Below are 16,072 nucleotides of genomic sequence, written 5' to 3'. Positions count from 1 at the left end.
ATTGTTCCACCCCTGTTCCAGAATCATTTTGCTAGCTTCAACCACTTTTGCATGAATCCCTTGATTCCTGACATAGTATCCCTTGGCTTGATTTGTGGAACATTCATATAAGCGATAGCCAAACGCTCGATATCGCGCGCCGCCTCTGAGCCGGGAAAAGCGACGGTAAAAGGCACCTGCTTCTTGACCGCCTGTACAACGCGCGCATCATCGCTCAAATAACCAAGAGTAGGGATGTCCATCCCCAAAAAACGGTGGGCTACCAGCGATATTTTATCGGCAACCTGGCGGGCCTCCCGCTCGCCGGTAACCCGGTTGATCACCAACCGGAACGGCACATGCTCGTCCAAACCGTGCACGACTTTGATCAAGGCGTAGGCATCCGTGATCGACGTCGGTTCGGGCGTCGTCACCACCAGGCATTCGTCGGCGGCGGTGATAAATTTCAACGTTTCTTTGGACAATCCCGCACCGGTATCAAAAATGATGTAGTCCATCTCCTCCGAGACGGATTCGATTTGCGAGGTGAAATAGTTCAAATCCTCCTCGGATAACGCAAACAGATCCGCCAAACCGGATCCGCCGGCAATAAACGGCAATGAATGAGTTCCCAGTTCAATAATTTCCGAGATGTTTTTTTCGCCTTTTAGCAGATGGTACAAGCTGTACCTTGGTCTCACGCCCATCAACACGTCGATATTGGCCATGCCGATATCGGCGTCAAACAGCAGCACTTTGCGTCCAAAAGACTTTAGGGCCAAGGCAAAATTGAGCGTAAAATTCGATTTGCCGACCCCGCCCTTGCCGCTGCTGACGGTGATGATCCGGGCTGAACCTTTTCTGGGGACCGATTCCGCAGAATCATCCCGCGACGAAACCAGTTGTCTGAGTGACTGGGCCTGATCATTCATAGCTTACGTTCCCCCAAAAGGATGTCGACCAGCAGCTCCCGATCCGCTTGCAGCAGATCATCCGGAACGTTCTGGCCGTTTGTAATGTAAGAAACCTTTAGCGGATAATCATTCAGCAAATTATAAATCGGCCCAACGCTTTCCGTTTCGTCCAGCTTGGTGAAAATCACTTTATCCAGGCCGTATTTGCTGAAATGCTCGGTTATTTTTTTCATGTCTTGCGTTTTGGACGTCAAGCTGAGCACCAGATACATTTCGCTGACATCCGAAGGGGCAAGCAAACTGTGCAGCTCCGCCACAAAAATCTCGTTCAAATAGTTCCGTCCGGCCGTATCCATCAAAATCAAATCGCAATCTCCAAGCCGCTGCATCGCCCGCTGCACATCTCCCGGCGATTGGACGACTTCAAGCGGTACGTTTAAGATCGCGGCGTAAGTGCGAAGCTGCTCGACCGCCGATATCCGATACGTATCCGCCGTGATGAATCCGACCTTTTTGCGGGCCCGGAAAATCTGATCGGCCGCCAGCTTGGCGATCGTCGTCGTTTTGCCGACGCCCGTCGGACCCGCAATATAGACGATGCGCGTCCCCTCTTCGATCCCTGAGCCGATCCGCCCCTCCAAAAACGCGCCGGCTTTACTGCGGAACTGGGCGGCAAGCTGTTCATCGCTGAGCGATTTTTCGGATTCCACCCACTCCTGATACACTTCCTCGATCCAGGAATCGCAAAGATCGGCCGACACCTCCTGGCCGAACAGCTGATTCTGAATCGACTGCAAGACCTGCGGCAGCTCGCGTCCGCCTTCCTGGTTTTTGGCGAGCTGGCTTAGCCACATCTTCATCTGCCGGATGTCTTCAAGCAGCTGTTCCTCCCTGGAATCCGCAGCTGGAGCGGCAACCGGGCTTGAGCGTTCCAAACCGGGGCTTAGCCGCGCAGGCTCTTCGCGGTGAATCGGCTTGTCCGCAGCAGATGCAGCATCGACGGCAGGCGCCGGAGGGGAGAATGGCGCCCGCTCGGGGGTCAAAGGAAGCGCGTTCCCGCCGGCCGGCGGTTCCTCCCGCTCTTGCAGCGCGATCGCCGCGAGCGCCGCGTTTGCCGCGGTTGACGAAGACGGGCTCGCCGCCGGCGAACCGAGCTGCGAATTTTTACGATACGCCTCGGGGACGGCCCGCCTTGCCACCGGAGCAGGCGCCACTGGGGTTGGCCTAGCCGTTTTGGCCTTGGTGGAGGAGGTTTCATTCCCCTCCGTCGCGGCGATGACCTCGATCTTTTTCTTTCCGAACAATCCAAAGATGCCTCCGACCTTCATCTCTTTGGTGCTCAAAATAACGGCATCCACCCCTAGCTCGCTCCTGATCTTCAGCATCGCGTCAGGCATCGCGTCGACGATATAGCGCTTCACTCTCATAAATTCACCACCCCGACACTTTGGATTTCAACATTAGGTTCAAGTTCGCTGTAGGACAATACCGGGATATCTTGCATGCTGCGCTCAATGATTTGCCGCAAATACATACGAATGGTCGGGGAGGTCAACAAGATCGGCTGCTGCCCCATCTGCACAAGCCGGTTGATCTGTTCCGTAAGCTTCTGGAACACGGTTTGCGTCGATTGAGGATCCATCGTCAAGTAGCTGCCCTGTTCCGTTTGCTGGACGCTTTCCGCGATTTTTTTCTCCAGCGACGGCCCTACCGTAATGACCCGCATCGTCTCACCCGGCCGGGTGAACTGCTGCGTAATCTGGCGCGACAGCGCCTGTCTGACATATTCGGTCAAAACATCGGGATCCTTGGTGTAAGTACCGTAATCCGCCAGCGTCTCGAAAATCGTGACCATGTCGCGAATGGAAATTTTTTCGCGGAGCAGCTTGGCCAGCACTTTCTGCACATCCCCGATCGTTAGGATCGACGGGATCAGCTCGTCGACAAGAACCGCGTAATGTTCCTTGAGGTTGTCGACCAGCGCCTTTGTTTCCTGCCGTCCGAGCAGTTCGTGCGCATGCTTTTTAATCAGCTCCGTCAAATGCGTGGCTACGACGGAAGGAGGATCCACGACCGTGTACCCGGACAATTCGGCCCGGTCCTTGGCCGCTTCATCGATCCACAGGGCCGGAAGTCCGAAGGCGGGCTCCCGGGTCTCAATACCTGTTATCGATTCGTCATCCATCCCCGGACTCATTGCCAAATAGTGATTAAGTAATAATTCACCATCACCTACGACATTTCCTTTTATTTTTATGACATATTCGTTAGGTTTTAGTTGAATATTGTCGCGAATGCGAATGACCGGAACGACAAGTCCCATTTCAAGCGCGCACTGGCGCCGGATCATGATAATCCGGTCCAGCAAATCCCCGCCTTGACTTGTATCGGCCAATGGAATAAGTCCGTAACCGAACTCGAATTCGATCGGATCGACCTGCAGCAGGTTGATGACGCTCTCGGGGCTGCGAACTTCCTCGATCTGCTGTTCTTCCTCTTGCTGCTCTTGCTCAATTTGCCTGCGGTTCATATTTTTTTGCATCCGCATAGCCGCAAAAATCATCAACCCCGCAAACGGGAGCGTAGTCCAAATGCCGATCGGCGTAAACAAGCCAAGCATGGCGATCGTCCCGGCAACGATATAAAGCAGCTTCGGATAATGAAATAACTGCCCGGTAATATCTTCGGCCAGGTTGCCTTCGGAAGAAGCCCGGGTCACGATCAGACCGGCCGCCGTGGAGATCAGCAGCGCCGGAATCTGGCTGACCAAGCCGTCCCCGATCGTCAAGATGGAATAGGTCGAAAGCGCTTCGTTAAAGGGCATGCCATGGATCGTCATCCCGATGATAAAACCGCCGATCAAGTTGATCAGGAGGATGACGATGCTGGCGATCGCGTCGCCTTTCACGAATTTACTCGCACCGTCCATCGCCCCGTAGAAGTCGGCTTCCCGTTCGATTTTGGAGCGCCGCTCCTTCGCCTGCTGCTCATTGATCAGCCCGGCGTTCAAATCGGCGTCGATGCTCATCTGTTTCCCCGGCATCGCGTCCAAGGTGAAGCGGGCCGCAACTTCAGCCACGCGCTCCGAACCTTTGGTAATGACGATAAACTGCACAACCACCAGAATCAGGAAGACGACAAAACCGACCACGGGTTGTCCCTGCGATATCCATGAGCCAAACGTGGCGACAACGTCGCCGGCTTTGGCCTGTCCCAGAATCAGCTTGGTGGTAGATATGTTCAGCGCCAGCCGGAATAACGTCGTAATCAGCAGCATTGCCGGAAAGATGGAAAATTGCAATGCTTCTTGCGTGTTCATCGCGACCAGCAAAATGATTAAAGCCAAAGAAATATTTACGATCAGAAGAATATCCAGCAGCAACGTCGGGATCGGGACGATCATGAGCAGAACGATGCCGATAATGCCAACAAGAATGAATAAATCTCTATACTTTTTCAAGGGGAGTTCCCTCCGTCCCTTCCTTATTTCACTTTGCCTTTTATTCTATATACATAAGCCAGCACCTCGGCGACGGCCTGAAACAGATCGGCGGGAATCGTGTCGCCGATTTCCGTTCTATGAAACAGCGCCCGCGCGAGGGGTTTGTTTTCCATTGTGATGACGCCGTGCTCCTTGGCGATTTCTTTAATCCGCAGGGCCACGTAGTCCTGGCCTTTGGCGATGACCTGGGGAGCATCCATTTTCGAGTTGTCGTATTTTAAGGCTACGGCGAAGTGCGTCGGGTTCGTAATAATGACGTCGGCTTTCGGCACTTCCTGCATCATCCGCTGCAGCGCCATCCGCCGCTGCCGCTCGCGGATTTTTCCTTTGATCAGGGGATCGCCTTCCTGGTTTTTGTACTCGTCCTTGATGTCCTGTTTGGACATTTTTAGACTTTTTTCGTGCTCGTATTTTTGGTACATGTAATCGAGCACCGCCAGTACAAGCAGGGCGGCGGCAATCTTGATTCCAAGGTTCGTCGTCATTTCGGCGGCAAAATGAAAAATATCCTCTACGGGAAGATGCACCAAGGCGGAAATGCTTCCCCTAAAGTCCCAAATCGTCGAATATACGATATATCCGATCACCGTAAGCTTAAATAACGTTTTAACAAATTCAAAAAGCGAGCGCATCGAGAAAATTTGCTTGAATCCTTTGATGGGGTCGAGCTTGCTGAGCTTCATCTTCAGCGGCTCTCCCGTGATCATAAAACCAACTTCCGCCAAGTTGGTGGCGGCCGCGACGACCATAACGACAAGCAATATCGGAGCAAGCAGCAGTAAGATCTGTACCGCATAATCGCCCAGCATCGTCATGACGTTCTCTTTCGTCACCTCGGTCGTGAGCCGATTATAAAACACGTCCACGAACAATCCGACCAGCCGTTCCTTGATAAATCCGCCAAAAAACAACAGGCATAAAAATCCCGATAATAGGACGAGCGCACCCGACAGATCCTGGCTTTTGGCCACTTGACCTTTTTTGCGGGCATCTTGCCGCTTCTTGGGCGTGGCTTTTTCCGTCTTCTCGCCGGCGAAAAGCTGCAAATCAAGCGAATAGCGATACGCCACCTTCAATCCCCCATCCTACGTCGGCCTTTGCCCGATCGAGCTGAGCAGGTCATGCAGCGCATCAAACAGCACCTCGAACAAAGCTTGGAAAGCATAAATGAAGCTAGGTACAAGCAACAGCATCACGAACAGCCCGACGATAATCTTCACCGGAATCCCGACGGCAAAAATGTTGAATTGCGGAGCCGTGCGCGCCAATAAGCCGAGGGCTACGTCGGTGATAAATATGGCGACGACTAACGGTGCCGACATTTGGAACGCCAACAGAAGAGCCTGTCCGAACGTTTGAGCCAAAAATTCCGTCAAATTTCCGTTGTAGATCCGCTGAAACACATCGTTGGACAACGGAACCCAGCCATAGCTGCGAATGATTGCATCCAGCAAGTAGTGATGCCCGTTCATGCTGAGGAACACCAGGGTCGCCACAACGTACTTGAGGTTCCCCAATACCGGTGCCGTCGCCCCCGTCATCGGGTCAAGCACATTCGCAATGCCGAAACCGACTTGCAAATCGATAAAAGACCCGGCCATTTGAATGACGGAAAAAATGAGAAACGCGACATACCCCATCAAAAGTCCTACCAGCACTTCGCGAAGGATATACAGCACGTAACCCAGATCGCCGGGAACGGCTTGACCCGGACCGATGATGAATAAAACCAGAAATGCGAGAATGCCCGCTAATCCGATTTTGAACGATGTCGGAACCGCTCGCGATGAAAATACCGGTGAAACTACAAAAAAAGCTGTCATTCGACAAAAAATAAGCAAAAATACAGAAAATCCGTGCAATAAGGTATCCATAATCTATGCAGCCTAACCGATATAACTAGATAGATTGTTTAAGATCCCATAGGTAAAGTCGACCAGCGTCGTTAAGATCCAGGGGCCAAACAATAATAACGCGACCAAAACGGCGACGATTTTCGGAACAAAGGCCAGCGTCTGTTCCTGAATTTGCGTCGTAGCCTGAAAGATACTGACCAAAAGACCTACGGCCAGCCCTAATATCAGCATCGGCGCGCTAACTTTCAAAACGGTGTAAACGGCTTGTCCGGCCAAACCGATGATAAATTCCGAACTCATAAACCGTCTTCCTCTCCAGATAATTAAAATCGATTCCCGACCTTTAAATTCGAGTTCAAACCTCTAAGGGTTGAAACTCATCAGCAGCGACTTGACGACTAAGTACCAACCATCCACAAGCACAAAGAGCAATATTTTAAACGGCAGCGAAATCATGGAAGGCGGCAGCATCATCATCCCCATCGCCATCAACACGCTGGAAACGACGATATCGATGATCAGAAAAGGGATAAAAATCATAAAGCCCATTTGGAAAGCCGTTTTGAGTTCGCTGATGGCGAACGCCGGAACCATGACCGAAAGCGGGATATCCTCATAGCTTTTCGGTTTTTCCATTTTCGTGTATCCCATAAACAGCTGAAGGTCTTTGGTGCGGGTATGGGTATACATAAACTTTTTCATCGGCACCGCCGCTTTTTCCAGCGCCTCCGATTGGGTAATCTCGCCTTTGATATAAGGTTGCAGCGCCACCTCATTAACCGTGGAGAGCGTCGGGCTCATCACAAACAAGGTCAGGAACAACGCAAGCCCGATCAGCACCTGGTTGGGAGGCATCGTCTGCGTCCCCAGGGAACTGCGGACAAAGCCTAGCACAACGACGATTCGCGTAAAACTCGTCATCAGCACCAGAATGGCCGGCGCAAGGCTGAGCACGGTAATGAGCAGAATAATGGACAACGAACTGGTGCCCGATTCTCCTCCCGTGCCACCGATCTGAATGCCGATGTTCGGAATTGGATCCGCCGGTTCTGCGGAAGCTACGGAGACGGCAAGCACGCTACACAAAGCCAGCAGCAAGCTGACGAGTATGACTTTTTTCTTCATGAATCCCTCGACCGATCTGTAGATTGTTCTTCCGGATCCTGCAACAAATCCTCCATTTGCCGTTTCCGGTTTGGCATTTTCCGCAGCTGTGATTGGAACACCTCGTGAAAAGCCGTCCCTTCCAGCTCTTCTTCCTGAGGCGGTTCCTTTTTGAAGCGGGAGATTACGCCGGACAGAATGGAAGAAAATCCGGCAAACTCCGTCTCTTCCTCCGCCAAGGCCTGCCGCAGCGCCTCTACTTCGGCCGGGCCGGAGATCTTATCGACCAGGGAAATGTCCTCTCCCACTCCGACGACGTAAATGGAGCCTCCGATTTCAATCACCTGCAGCGATTTGTTTGGTCCCAGACCCACGGCTCCCAAAGTGCGGATCGACCGGCTCTGGGACATGATGCGATTTCTTTTCCCGATAAAACGGAGCAAAGCAACGATTAAAACAAGGATGAGGCCAAGGACAACGATGACCGTTATCAGGTTCCCCCATAAATTGACATCCCCAGAACCGAACTGAGGAGCCGGCTGATTCGGATTCATTTTATAGGCCTACAGTCCCAGCGTTTTGTTGATCGCTTCGATAACCCGGTCGGATTGGAACGGCTTCACGATGAAGTCCTTGGCCCCGGCCTGAATCGCATCGATAACCATCGCTTGTTGTCCCATAGCGGAGCACATGATTACTTTGGCGTTGGAATCCAGCTTTTTAATTTCCTTCAGCGCGGCGATACCGTCCATTTCCGGCATCGTAATATCCATCGTGATGAGGTCGGGGTGCAGCTCCTTGTACTTTTCGATCGCTTGCGCGCCATCTTGCGCTTCCCCAACTACTTCAAAACCGTTTTTCGTTAAGATGTCGCGGATCATCATTCTCATAAATGCTGCATCGTCTACGATTAGAATTCGGTTTGCCATTGATTTAAAATCCTCCCTAAACTTCTACTATTGTAATTTTTGGATGCGGTCCCACTGGCTGACGATATCCGTTACGCGAACGCCAAAATTCTCATCGATGACGACGACTTCGCCTTTGGCGATCAATTTGTTGTTCACCAGAATATCAACCGGCTCGCCGGCAAGCTTGTCCAGTTCGATGATGGAGCCTTGCGATAATTCCAGGATATCCCTAATCTGCTTTTGGGTCCTTCCTAATTCTACGGTGACTTTAAGGGGAATGTCCATCAGTAAGTTTAAATTATTTTCATCAACTTGCCCGAAAGACGGATTTCCCAAGTTCGCAAACTGTACGGGCTGCACATTCACATTCCGGCCCGGAACACCGCCGTAATGATGCGGCTCACTGTAAGGCTGGCCTTGCGGCGGATAAGGATGCGCCCCTGGCTGCCCGTATGCGGCAGGCTGCTGATATGGATCCGGCTGTTGCATCGGCGGCGCTTGGTACGTTTGCTGAGACGCTGCCGGAGGCTCGTGATAAGCCGGAGCCGCTTTCGGAGCCGGGGCTGCCGCCGCGGCGCTTTCACTGGCCGAATCCGTTGTCGAACCGCTGATCAGGCTGTCCACCATCTCCTTGGCGAATTTTACGGTCAGCAGCTGCATGATCGTGGAATCGATCAAATTGCCAATCGTTAGCCTGAACGATATTTTAATCAGCGGATCCGCAGGCGGCAGGCTTCCCACCCCATGCCCGTCGGTCATGTTCAAAATATCGATCCCCGGCGGCGAGATGTTGACAAACCGGTTGAATATGGTCGACATCGATGTCGCGGAAGAACCCATCATTTGGTTCATCGCTTCCTGTACGGCGCTGATATGAATTTCATTCAATTCCGCTTCGGCCGGATTTCCCTCTCCCCCAAGCATCAGATCGGCGATGACTTGAGCGTCTCTCGTCTTGATGACCAGAGAGTTCATCCCTTCAAACCCGTCTACGTATTCAACGTGAACCGCAACATGCGGCTTCGGAAACTCGGCTTCGAATTGGGCCCGCGTAATGACGGAAACTTTCGGCGTGGTAATGTCCACCTTTTTATTGAGTAGCGTCGAGAGCGCAGTTGCCGCACTGCCGAACGTAATGTTGCCGATTTCGCCAAGCGCGTCCTGCTCGAGCGGGGTCAATACGTCGTCCACCGTAGGCTCGGACGCCGTATCCTGGTTGGCCTGTTTGAGCAGGGCGTCGATCTCCTCTTGGGATAAATAATCTTTACTCGTCAAGTTCCTCAACTCCTTCGCTGACAATATCGTTAATTTGCACCGCAACTCGGTCTTTGATGGTTCCCGGGCTGCCGATATACTTCAATCTGTCTCCGATCCGGATCTGCAAACCTTCCTGGACCGGTTTGTTCAAGGAAATCACATCGCCGGCCGATAAGCCCAAAAATTCGCGAACGGTGATTTGCGATTCCCCCAGTTCCGCTACAATCGGCAGCATCGCCTTATTGACCCGGTGGCGGAGCGCATCGACCTCTTCGGGAACACGCGACTTTTTCTGGGAGACGAACCAGTGGTGAACCGAAAGCTTCGGCATGATCGGTTCAATGACCACATGCGGGATACAAAGGTTGATCATCCCGGAGGTGTCTCCGATTTTGGTACTCAGCGAAATGAGCGCAATCGTTTCGTTAGGCGAAACGATTTGCATGAACTGCGGGTTCGTTTCCAGCCCCTCCATCCGCGGATTGATATCCACCACGGTTTTCCAGGCTTCCTGCAAACTTTCGAAGGCCCGGCTGAAAATCCGCTCCATGATGATCGTTTCGATTTCGGTCAAGGAGCTGATTTTCGAAGGCGCGGTCCCGATCCCCCCAAGGAGTCTGTCCAGCATGGCAAAAGCAACGTTTGGATGGACCTCAAGCACCATTCTTCCTTCCAGCGGCTCCGCTTCGAAAATGTTCAGAATCGTCATTTTCGGAATAGACCGAATAAACTCATCATAAGGAAGCTGTTCTACCTGAACCACGTTGATTTGCACGAAAGTACGCAGCTGCGCCGAAAAGTAGGTGGTGAGATAACGGGCAAAATTCTCGTGAATCCGGGTTAAACTGCGAATATGGTCTTTGGAAAATCTCACTGCTCTTTTAAAGTCGTAAGAGCGGATTTTCTTCTGCGTTTCTTCCTTTTTCAGTTCTTCGGCATCCATTTCACCGGATGACAATGCAGCGAGCAACGCATCGATCTCGTTCTGCGATAATACATCTACCAAACATCTCACCCCCTTAGAAAAATCAGTTTCGTTCGATATTGTCTAGATCGCCTGCATAATGAAATTGGTAATATCGATTTGAATCAATTTTCCTTCCGGCAGCGATTTATTGATCAGGTTCAGCAGCTTGGAGCTCAAATTGTCTTTGCCCTGCGCCCCTGTCAGATCCTCCGGTTTCGTATCCGCAAGCGTTTTGATGATAATCGGCTTGATTTTGTAATCCTTGATCATGTCGAACGCTTCCTTGGACGTTTCATTATCCAATTGGAAGGCAAAATTCATGACGACGACGTAGTTCGGATCGGACAAATTCGTCTTGACGTCATCGATCGTCGAAGTAACTTTTACGATTTCATCGGCCGACATCATCTGGGGTTCAGCCACTGTTTCGACATTTGCCTTCGCTGCGTTGCCTGAATCCGATTTGTTCATTAAGCTCATCAGATAGCCGGCGGCAATCACAATCAACGTAATCGCAAGCAAAATCGTAATTAGCCAGGGCAACATTTTTTTCATGACCATTCCTCCGTTTGTTGCACTTTAATAGTCGCTGCGTGGATGCCGATTTCCCGGTAATACTCCTCGATCTTTGCGATCACATCGGCCGCCTTCTCCAGCACGATAATACGCTTGCCCGTTACGAGAGTGACATATGTATCCGGCGTTTCTTCGACGGTCTCGATCATGATGGCGTTAAGCCACATCTGCGAACCGTTTAGGCGTGTTACAGAAATCATGGTACCTCCTCCTACGCGGTAACGGGAAAGTTAGGGATGCGGGGGAGGCACATAGCTTACGCTCCCCCGCTAACGTTTACTAACGTTTCAGGTTAACGACTTCCTGCAACACTTCGTCGGAAGTCGTGATGATGCGCGAATTCGCTTGGAAACCGCGCTGTGCGACGATCATTTCCGTAAATTCACCGGTGAGATCCACGTTGGACATTTCCAGTTGCCCTGGGACTAATTTTCCGGTGCCTGCCTCGGCATTATTGGGGTTTGTGTACGTCAGTTCCCCGTCAGCTACCGCGTTCAATGTAGACCGGTAGAGATTTCCCCCGATTTTCTCCAGGCCTTCGGGATTCGCAACTTTGGCGACACCGATTGGCCCGGCGGTAGTCTCGCCGTCTGCGGTCTTCTGGATGATCGTGCCGTCGGCGGAGATGGAGAAAGCCGTTACTGTGGCCAGATCTATCGGTTCCAGCGCCTCCCCGGCGCTATCGCAGACAAGCAATCCATCGGAAGTGACCAATTGGCCCACAGCGTCAATATGAAAATCCCCGGCCCGAGTCAGGAATGGTTCTTCCTGATCCGCATTCAGCTTCACCAAGAAAAATCCATCACCGTCAATCCGCAAATCGAGCGGATTGTTGGTCGTCATCGCACTGCCGCCGGTATGCAGCGTGTCGATCGAGCCGATCTGCACGCCAAGGCCGACTTGCTTGGCATTGATACCGCCGCTTGTATCCTCAACCGGAGCGGTAACCCCAGATATCGTCTGGCTCATAATGTCTTTGAACATTACGCGGCCGGACTTAAAACCTACGGTGTTTACATTGGCGATGTTGTTGCCGATAACGTCCAGCTTAGTCTGAAATCCGCGCATCCCGGATACGCCTGAATACATAGATCTTAACATTCGATTCTCATCCTCCCAGCTAATAGTTGGCTATAGCCGCTTCAGTCGATCCGCGGCTGTTGGCTTTCCGTATCCGGTCCAGCCAATCAAGAAATAATGACGGCGCTATCGATCTGTGTAAAAACGTTGTCCTTCATGCTGTTGCCGTCCATGGCCGTCACAACCGTACGATTGCTGATGTTTACGATCAGCGCCATATCCTTCATCAAGATCAGCGAATCCTTAGCCCCTTTTGCGGCCGCACTGTCGATCGCCGATTTAATTTGATGAAGCTGCTCCGGTTTAATCTCAATCCCCCGCTGCTCCAAACGTTTTACGGCGTGATTGCTGAAATGAATCAGCTGGTCCGCGAGCATGTCCTTGAAGGAGGACTCTCCCAAAGCGCTCGTATGCGGGCCTTTCCCTGACGATAATGAGCTTGGCGGGATTCTTCCCGGATAAAGATGCCCGATTTTTACCGGATCACTCATGACTCATCAGTTCCTTGCTCAGGCTCATTCGGCACATCCGGATCTGCAGCCGGATTCCCAACTTGTTGGACCTCGGAAATTTTGATTTCTTTGTCCCCAACTTTCACGTAGTGAATCCCGTCCCGAACGATAATGGAGTCGACGATCCCGCTTTCGGTCTCGACGATAACCTCTCCTTTTCCTGTTTTCGTATCGTAATTTCCGGTTTTCGTCTCCTTGACCCAAGTGACTTCCTTGCCGATCAAGCCGGACTCATTCCCTAAAGATTCTTGCATGGCAGCAAGTTGGTCCGAAATGTTTACAAGCTGCTCCAACGAAGTAAACTGCGCCGTTTGTGCGACAAATTGGGCGTTGTCCATTGGAGATAGCGGATCCTGGTATCGCAACTGGGTGATCATTAATTTCAGAAAATCGTCCTTGCCTAGCTCATTGCTCTTCGTACTGGACTTTTTCGTATTCGTATTCGTTTGCGCATAACCCGGCCACGAGATATTGCCCGTATATTCATCAGCCACAAAGCTGCCTCCTTTCTTCTATGCTCTTGCGCTAAAGGAGCTGCCAAAACCTTGTTCCTTCTCCCGGACCTCGGCAATCCACGCGTTCCACTCCTCATTCAAATCACGGGTTGCCAAAACATCTTCCTCGACCAGCGCACGGCGTCTTTCGCTTTGCTGCTGCTGTCCTGCCCCGCTGCCGGATTGCTGTCCGTCATGGTACATATGCGAAGATAACGCGGTATTTTGCGTCACTTCCAGCTTGTTCACCTGCAGCCCCTGGGATTGCAGCGCCGAACGAAGCTGAGACATCTGCTGTTCCAGCGATTCCTTGGCAAATACGTGCTCGGTCATAAATTGCGCCGTTAATTGGCCGCCTTGCATCGTAATCTTCACATCAACCTGGCCTAAATGTTCAGGGTAGAGCGAAATTCTAGCTTCGGACACGCCTTGCAGCTTAACGATTTCCAGCTTGTTTACCAGAAAACCGCTCATCTCTTTAGCGAAATTCTCCACAGGCACCGGGCGTGGCGTATGCTTTACGGAAGCAACACCGGCATCCCGAAGCGCAAGCTGTCCCGCTGTAACGACACTGCCCGGTTGAAGCGGACTATCCACATCCGCATTATCCGTAGGTTCAGCCTCAACAGCGCTGACCTCGCCCGCGGCTTTAGCGGCAACGGAAAATTGGGATTTCGCAGACTCTGTTTTAGGTTGATTTGCCACAACGATTTGCGGATTTTCGCCTTTCAGGGAGTCGCCATTTCCGTTTTGACCCATATTCCCTTGGCTGTTCGTTTCCGCAGGTTTGTTCCCCGAAACCAAGTTATGTACACTTGGAAGCTCGGCAGCTTTGCCGCCGGTTTGCGCCCGTTCGGAGGATTCCGGAATACTGTCCAGCACGTGTTGCAGCGAATCCAGCAATGCTTGAGTCTGGGAAAGGGAAGCCGCGTTCGTCGCGCCTGCAACCGACTGCGCATCAGCTTGGACGGTCAGCAGTTGAACCAGCGCATCCTGCACTGCAAAGCGCACCGTTTCCGGCTGCTGCGCCAAGGCCAGAATTTCAACGGCCCCATCCGCCCCGGTCTCATCCGCCTGCGGCATGATCAAGCTCTGGAAGTTTTGCAGCCAGCCCTGAAGCGACTCGAGCAGCGACGGGTTGTCCTGAAGCGCATCGTCCAGCTTCGGAAGCTGCTGCAGCAATCCTTCGATCATCGACAGCAGACTATTGTTCGCATTTTCTTCTTGAGCGCTTCCGTCGCTCTGCAGACCTGCCAAAGTGAGCAGTTGGGCATTCGCTTGTCCTGTCCCCGGGTTCGCATTTCCTAGCAGCATCGAAACCAGCTTTTGATCAAACGATTGCCCGTTTCCTTGGCCGCTCGCCGCGCTGACGCCATTTCCGCCAACCGTGTAAACCAAGGCGTTAGCCGCCGTTCCCGAATTTATCGATACCGATTGACCCATTTCTTTTTCACCTCCTTTCATGAACGGTTGCCCGCTGTCTCCATATCATTTGGCTAACAGCTGATTCAAAATTTTCACCGAAGTTTTTTCGTCGGTTTTCGTCATGTTTTCCAAAATTTTCGACCGGGTGTTGTCATCGATGGCCTTCAAAATTTTCAAGCCTTTGTCCGGACTGACTTTGTATGTTTGCAAAATCAACTGGGAAGCGGCGTCGGCCGACATGGTTGCGAACGTCTGGCTGAGTTGGGTATCGTCCAGTCCTTTGGCCGTACCCGCAGCCGTGGCTTCTGACGCCGCGTCCTTCTTCAACCGCGACTGCAGCGCGGCGATCGCCAAATCATCCGCCGACTTCACATCCTTGAGCTTGATCGAAATATCCGCCGCTTTTTGCGGATCCATTTTTTCGAGAATCGCCACTTTACTTTCATTGCTCATCGCGTTAAGCATCTGCAGCGTTTCGTCCGTCGTTAAGTTGCCAAAAATGGCGGCCGCTTTACTGGGGCTCATTTCCGAATACAGCTGAGCCAGCTTTTTTACTTCCTTTTGATAAGCTTCGGTTTCGGCAGCCTGTTGTTCCTCGGCCGATTGCTGCTCCGCCGCGGCCAGTTCTTGCTCAAGCTGCTTCACCCTGTCCTGCTGCTCCGCGGTTTGCTGGTTCGCCGCCTGCAGCTGCGCCTCTTGACGGGCGACCTGCTCCTTCAATTCCTTAACCGTAGCATCCGTGCTTTCTTGCTGTTTTTTCTCATCCGTTGCCGCAGCGGCCTTCTCTTCTTCGGTCAACTCGGGATCGGGCACGAAGTTGCTAATAAACGGGACCTTGTTCCCCAAATCCAGCAGCGTATTCCGAAAGTTCGTATTAAACAGATACAATAGCACCGCAAAAAGAACAACCGTAAACAGGATCGGCGTCATGAAAAACAGAAAACGCGAGAATCCGCCACCCGATTCCTCCAGCTCTTCCTCCAGTTTCAGCTCCGTCTTAGCCATTTTCTTTCCTCCTTCGAAAAACCCATAATTATCGCCCGCACAAAATTTAACGGGCCCTCATGGCAAACCGGACGGTGGCCATCTCATCCAGCTCGTTTTGTTCCCGAAGAAGCATTTCGTGCTGAAATTTTTCTTTCGCTTTTTCTTTGGCTTTCAGCCAAACTTTTTCGTCCCGCATCTTGCCGTTTAAAATCGTCTTCTTTTGCTCCACGTTCAATTCGGCGCGTTTGACATCCCCCAGTTTACGGGTAATGGATTGCTCGATATATTCCATGTACCGTTGAAGTTCCTGGAGCCTCTGCATCGAAGCGCTATTTTCCATTTCATATTGAATGGCCGAAGCGGTTCTGGCCTGTTCCTCGAACAATTGCTCCAAGGAACGCTGTTCCGACTGCAACTCCCCGACGGCGGCGGACAACATCCATTCAGCTTGCGTCTTCTCGTTTGATTTCAAATCCAAAACTTTCTGATAGACGTAACGGAATTTCAT

At 51.9% G+C, this 16,072-nt stretch carries 19 protein-coding genes; all 19 read right to left on the bottom strand.

Translation table 11 applies throughout. From position 1 onward, the window contains the following. Window positions 1-23 precede the first annotated feature (23 nt). A complete protein-coding gene (locus EHV15_RS22485) occupies window positions 24-911 on the bottom strand; it encodes a MinD/ParA family protein (protein WP_128633182.1) in 888 nt (295 codons plus the stop codon). After that, window positions 908-2,320, bottom strand: a complete 1,413-nt coding sequence (gene flhF, locus EHV15_RS22480; RefSeq protein WP_128633181.1) for a flagellar biosynthesis GTPase FlhF — start codon at window positions 2,318-2,320, stop codon at window positions 908-910. Before flhF ends, EHV15_RS22485 begins: the two co-directional genes overlap by 4 nt. Beyond that, window positions 2,317-4,353 carry a flagellar biosynthesis protein FlhA gene (gene flhA, locus EHV15_RS22475; protein ID WP_246061740.1) on the bottom strand — a complete coding sequence of 679 codons (2,037 nt, stop codon included), beginning with the start codon at window positions 4,351-4,353 and terminating at the stop codon, window positions 2,317-2,319. Before flhA ends, flhF begins: the two co-directional genes overlap by 4 nt. Window positions 4,354-4,376: 23 nt before the next feature. After that, the gene (gene flhB / locus EHV15_RS22470; RefSeq protein WP_128633179.1) at window positions 4,377-5,465 is read right to left on the bottom strand and encodes a flagellar biosynthesis protein FlhB; all 1,089 of its coding nucleotides are present in this window, start codon (window positions 5,463-5,465) and stop codon (window positions 4,377-4,379) included. A gap of 15 nt (window positions 5,466-5,480) precedes the next feature. Continuing rightward, entirely contained in the window at window positions 5,481-6,269 is a 789-nt protein-coding gene (fliR, locus tag EHV15_RS22465) for a flagellar biosynthetic protein FliR (RefSeq protein WP_128633178.1), read from the bottom strand. A 12-nt stretch (window positions 6,270-6,281) separates the two neighbouring features. Then, on the bottom strand, window positions 6,282-6,551 hold the full coding sequence (fliQ, locus tag EHV15_RS22460) for a flagellar biosynthesis protein FliQ (RefSeq protein ID WP_128633177.1): 270 nt from the start codon (window positions 6,549-6,551) through the stop codon (window positions 6,282-6,284). Window positions 6,552-6,614: 63 nt separating this feature from the next. Then, entirely contained in the window at window positions 6,615-7,376 is a 762-nt protein-coding gene (gene fliP, locus EHV15_RS22455) for a flagellar type III secretion system pore protein FliP (protein ID WP_128633176.1), read from the bottom strand. Then, on the bottom strand, window positions 7,373-7,909 hold the full coding sequence (locus EHV15_RS22450) for a flagellar biosynthetic protein FliO (protein ID WP_128633175.1): 537 nt from the start codon (window positions 7,907-7,909) through the stop codon (window positions 7,373-7,375). Before EHV15_RS22450 ends, fliP begins: the two co-directional genes overlap by 4 nt. A gap of 9 nt (window positions 7,910-7,918) precedes the next feature. Continuing rightward, window positions 7,919-8,284 (bottom strand): response regulator, encoded by a 366-nt coding sequence (locus tag EHV15_RS22445; protein WP_128633174.1) that lies wholly within the window; start codon window positions 8,282-8,284, stop codon window positions 7,919-7,921. Window positions 8,285-8,311: 27 nt separating this feature from the next. Then, window positions 8,312-9,541: a flagellar motor switch phosphatase FliY gene (gene fliY / locus EHV15_RS22440; protein WP_128633173.1), complete on the bottom strand. Its 1,230-nt coding sequence runs from the start codon at window positions 9,539-9,541 to the stop codon at window positions 8,312-8,314. After that, entirely contained in the window at window positions 9,531-10,529 is a 999-nt protein-coding gene (gene fliM / locus EHV15_RS22435) for a flagellar motor switch protein FliM (RefSeq protein ID WP_128633172.1), read from the bottom strand. Before fliM ends, fliY begins: the two co-directional genes overlap by 11 nt. 42 nt (window positions 10,530-10,571) lie before the next feature. Continuing rightward, on the bottom strand, window positions 10,572-11,045 hold the full coding sequence (locus tag EHV15_RS22430; RefSeq protein ID WP_128633171.1) for a flagellar basal body-associated FliL family protein: 474 nt from the start codon (window positions 11,043-11,045) through the stop codon (window positions 10,572-10,574). Next, on the bottom strand, window positions 11,042-11,266 hold the full coding sequence (locus EHV15_RS22425; RefSeq protein ID WP_128633170.1) for a flagellar FlbD family protein: 225 nt from the start codon (window positions 11,264-11,266) through the stop codon (window positions 11,042-11,044). Before EHV15_RS22425 ends, EHV15_RS22430 begins: the two co-directional genes overlap by 4 nt. A gap of 79 nt (window positions 11,267-11,345) precedes the next feature. Further along, the gene (flgG, locus tag EHV15_RS22420; protein ID WP_128633169.1) at window positions 11,346-12,167 is read right to left on the bottom strand and encodes a flagellar basal body rod protein FlgG; all 822 of its coding nucleotides are present in this window, start codon (window positions 12,165-12,167) and stop codon (window positions 11,346-11,348) included. 86 nt (window positions 12,168-12,253) lie between these two features. Then, a complete protein-coding gene (locus tag EHV15_RS22415; RefSeq protein WP_128633168.1) occupies window positions 12,254-12,637 on the bottom strand; it encodes a TIGR02530 family flagellar biosynthesis protein in 384 nt (127 codons plus the stop codon). Beyond that, a complete protein-coding gene (locus tag EHV15_RS22410) occupies window positions 12,634-13,152 on the bottom strand; it encodes a flagellar hook capping FlgD N-terminal domain-containing protein (RefSeq protein WP_128633167.1) in 519 nt (172 codons plus the stop codon). The genes EHV15_RS22415 and EHV15_RS22410 overlap by 4 nt, the downstream gene beginning before the upstream one ends. Window positions 13,153-13,170: 18 nt before the next feature. Next, complete coding sequence (locus tag EHV15_RS22405) at window positions 13,171-14,595, bottom strand: flagellar hook-length control protein FliK (RefSeq protein ID WP_128633166.1); 1,425 nt, start codon at window positions 14,593-14,595, stop codon at window positions 13,171-13,173. A gap of 45 nt (window positions 14,596-14,640) precedes the next feature. Continuing rightward, the gene (locus tag EHV15_RS22400) at window positions 14,641-15,582 is read right to left on the bottom strand and encodes a MotE family protein (protein WP_128633165.1); all 942 of its coding nucleotides are present in this window, start codon (window positions 15,580-15,582) and stop codon (window positions 14,641-14,643) included. 46 nt (window positions 15,583-15,628) lie between these two features. Then, entirely contained in the window at window positions 15,629-16,072 is a 444-nt protein-coding gene (fliJ, locus tag EHV15_RS22395; RefSeq protein ID WP_128633164.1) for a flagellar export protein FliJ, read from the bottom strand.

Source organism: Paenibacillus oralis (assembly GCF_003863965.1).
Taxonomy (GTDB): domain Bacteria; phylum Bacillota; class Bacilli; order Paenibacillales; family Paenibacillaceae; genus Fontibacillus; species Fontibacillus oralis.
This window is presented reverse-complemented; position numbering and strand designations above follow the sequence as displayed.

Bases quoted from the DNA above. Each gene is read 5' to 3' on its own strand.
- EHV15_RS22485 (WP_128633182.1), bottom strand. From the start codon at position 911: ATGAATGATCAGGCCCAGTCACTCAGACAACTGGTTTCGTCGCGGGAT.
- EHV15_RS22450 (WP_128633175.1), bottom strand. From the start codon at position 7,909: ATGAATCCGAATCAGCCGGCTCCTCAGTTCGGTTCTGGGGATGTCAAT.
- EHV15_RS22415 (WP_128633168.1), bottom strand. From the start codon at position 12,637: ATGAGTGATCCGGTAAAAATCGGGCATCTTTATCCGGGAAGAATCCCG.
- flgG (WP_128633169.1), bottom strand. From the start codon at position 12,167: ATGTTAAGATCTATGTATTCAGGCGTATCCGGGATGCGCGGATTTCAG.
- fliR (WP_128633178.1), bottom strand. From the start codon at position 6,269: ATGGATACCTTATTGCACGGATTTTCTGTATTTTTGCTTATTTTTTGT.
- fliQ (WP_128633177.1), bottom strand. From the start codon at position 6,551: ATGAGTTCGGAATTTATCATCGGTTTGGCCGGACAAGCCGTTTACACC.
- EHV15_RS22425 (WP_128633170.1), bottom strand. From the start codon at position 11,266: ATGATTTCTGTAACACGCCTAAACGGTTCGCAGATGTGGCTTAACGCC.
- EHV15_RS22400 (WP_128633165.1), bottom strand. From the start codon at position 15,582: ATGGCTAAGACGGAGCTGAAACTGGAGGAAGAGCTGGAGGAATCGGGT.
- flhF (WP_128633181.1), bottom strand. From the start codon at position 2,320: ATGAGAGTGAAGCGCTATATCGTCGACGCGATGCCTGACGCGATGCTG.
- EHV15_RS22405 (WP_128633166.1), bottom strand. From the start codon at position 14,595: ATGGGTCAATCGGTATCGATAAATTCGGGAACGGCGGCTAACGCCTTG.
- EHV15_RS22445 (WP_128633174.1), bottom strand. From the start codon at position 8,284: ATGGCAAACCGAATTCTAATCGTAGACGATGCAGCATTTATGAGAATG.
- fliP (WP_128633176.1), bottom strand. From the start codon at position 7,376: ATGAAGAAAAAAGTCATACTCGTCAGCTTGCTGCTGGCTTTGTGTAGC.
- fliJ (WP_128633164.1), bottom strand. From the start codon at position 16,072: ATGAAATTCCGTTACGTCTATCAGAAAGTTTTGGATTTGAAATCAAAC.
- EHV15_RS22430 (WP_128633171.1), bottom strand. From the start codon at position 11,045: ATGAAAAAAATGTTGCCCTGGCTAATTACGATTTTGCTTGCGATTACG.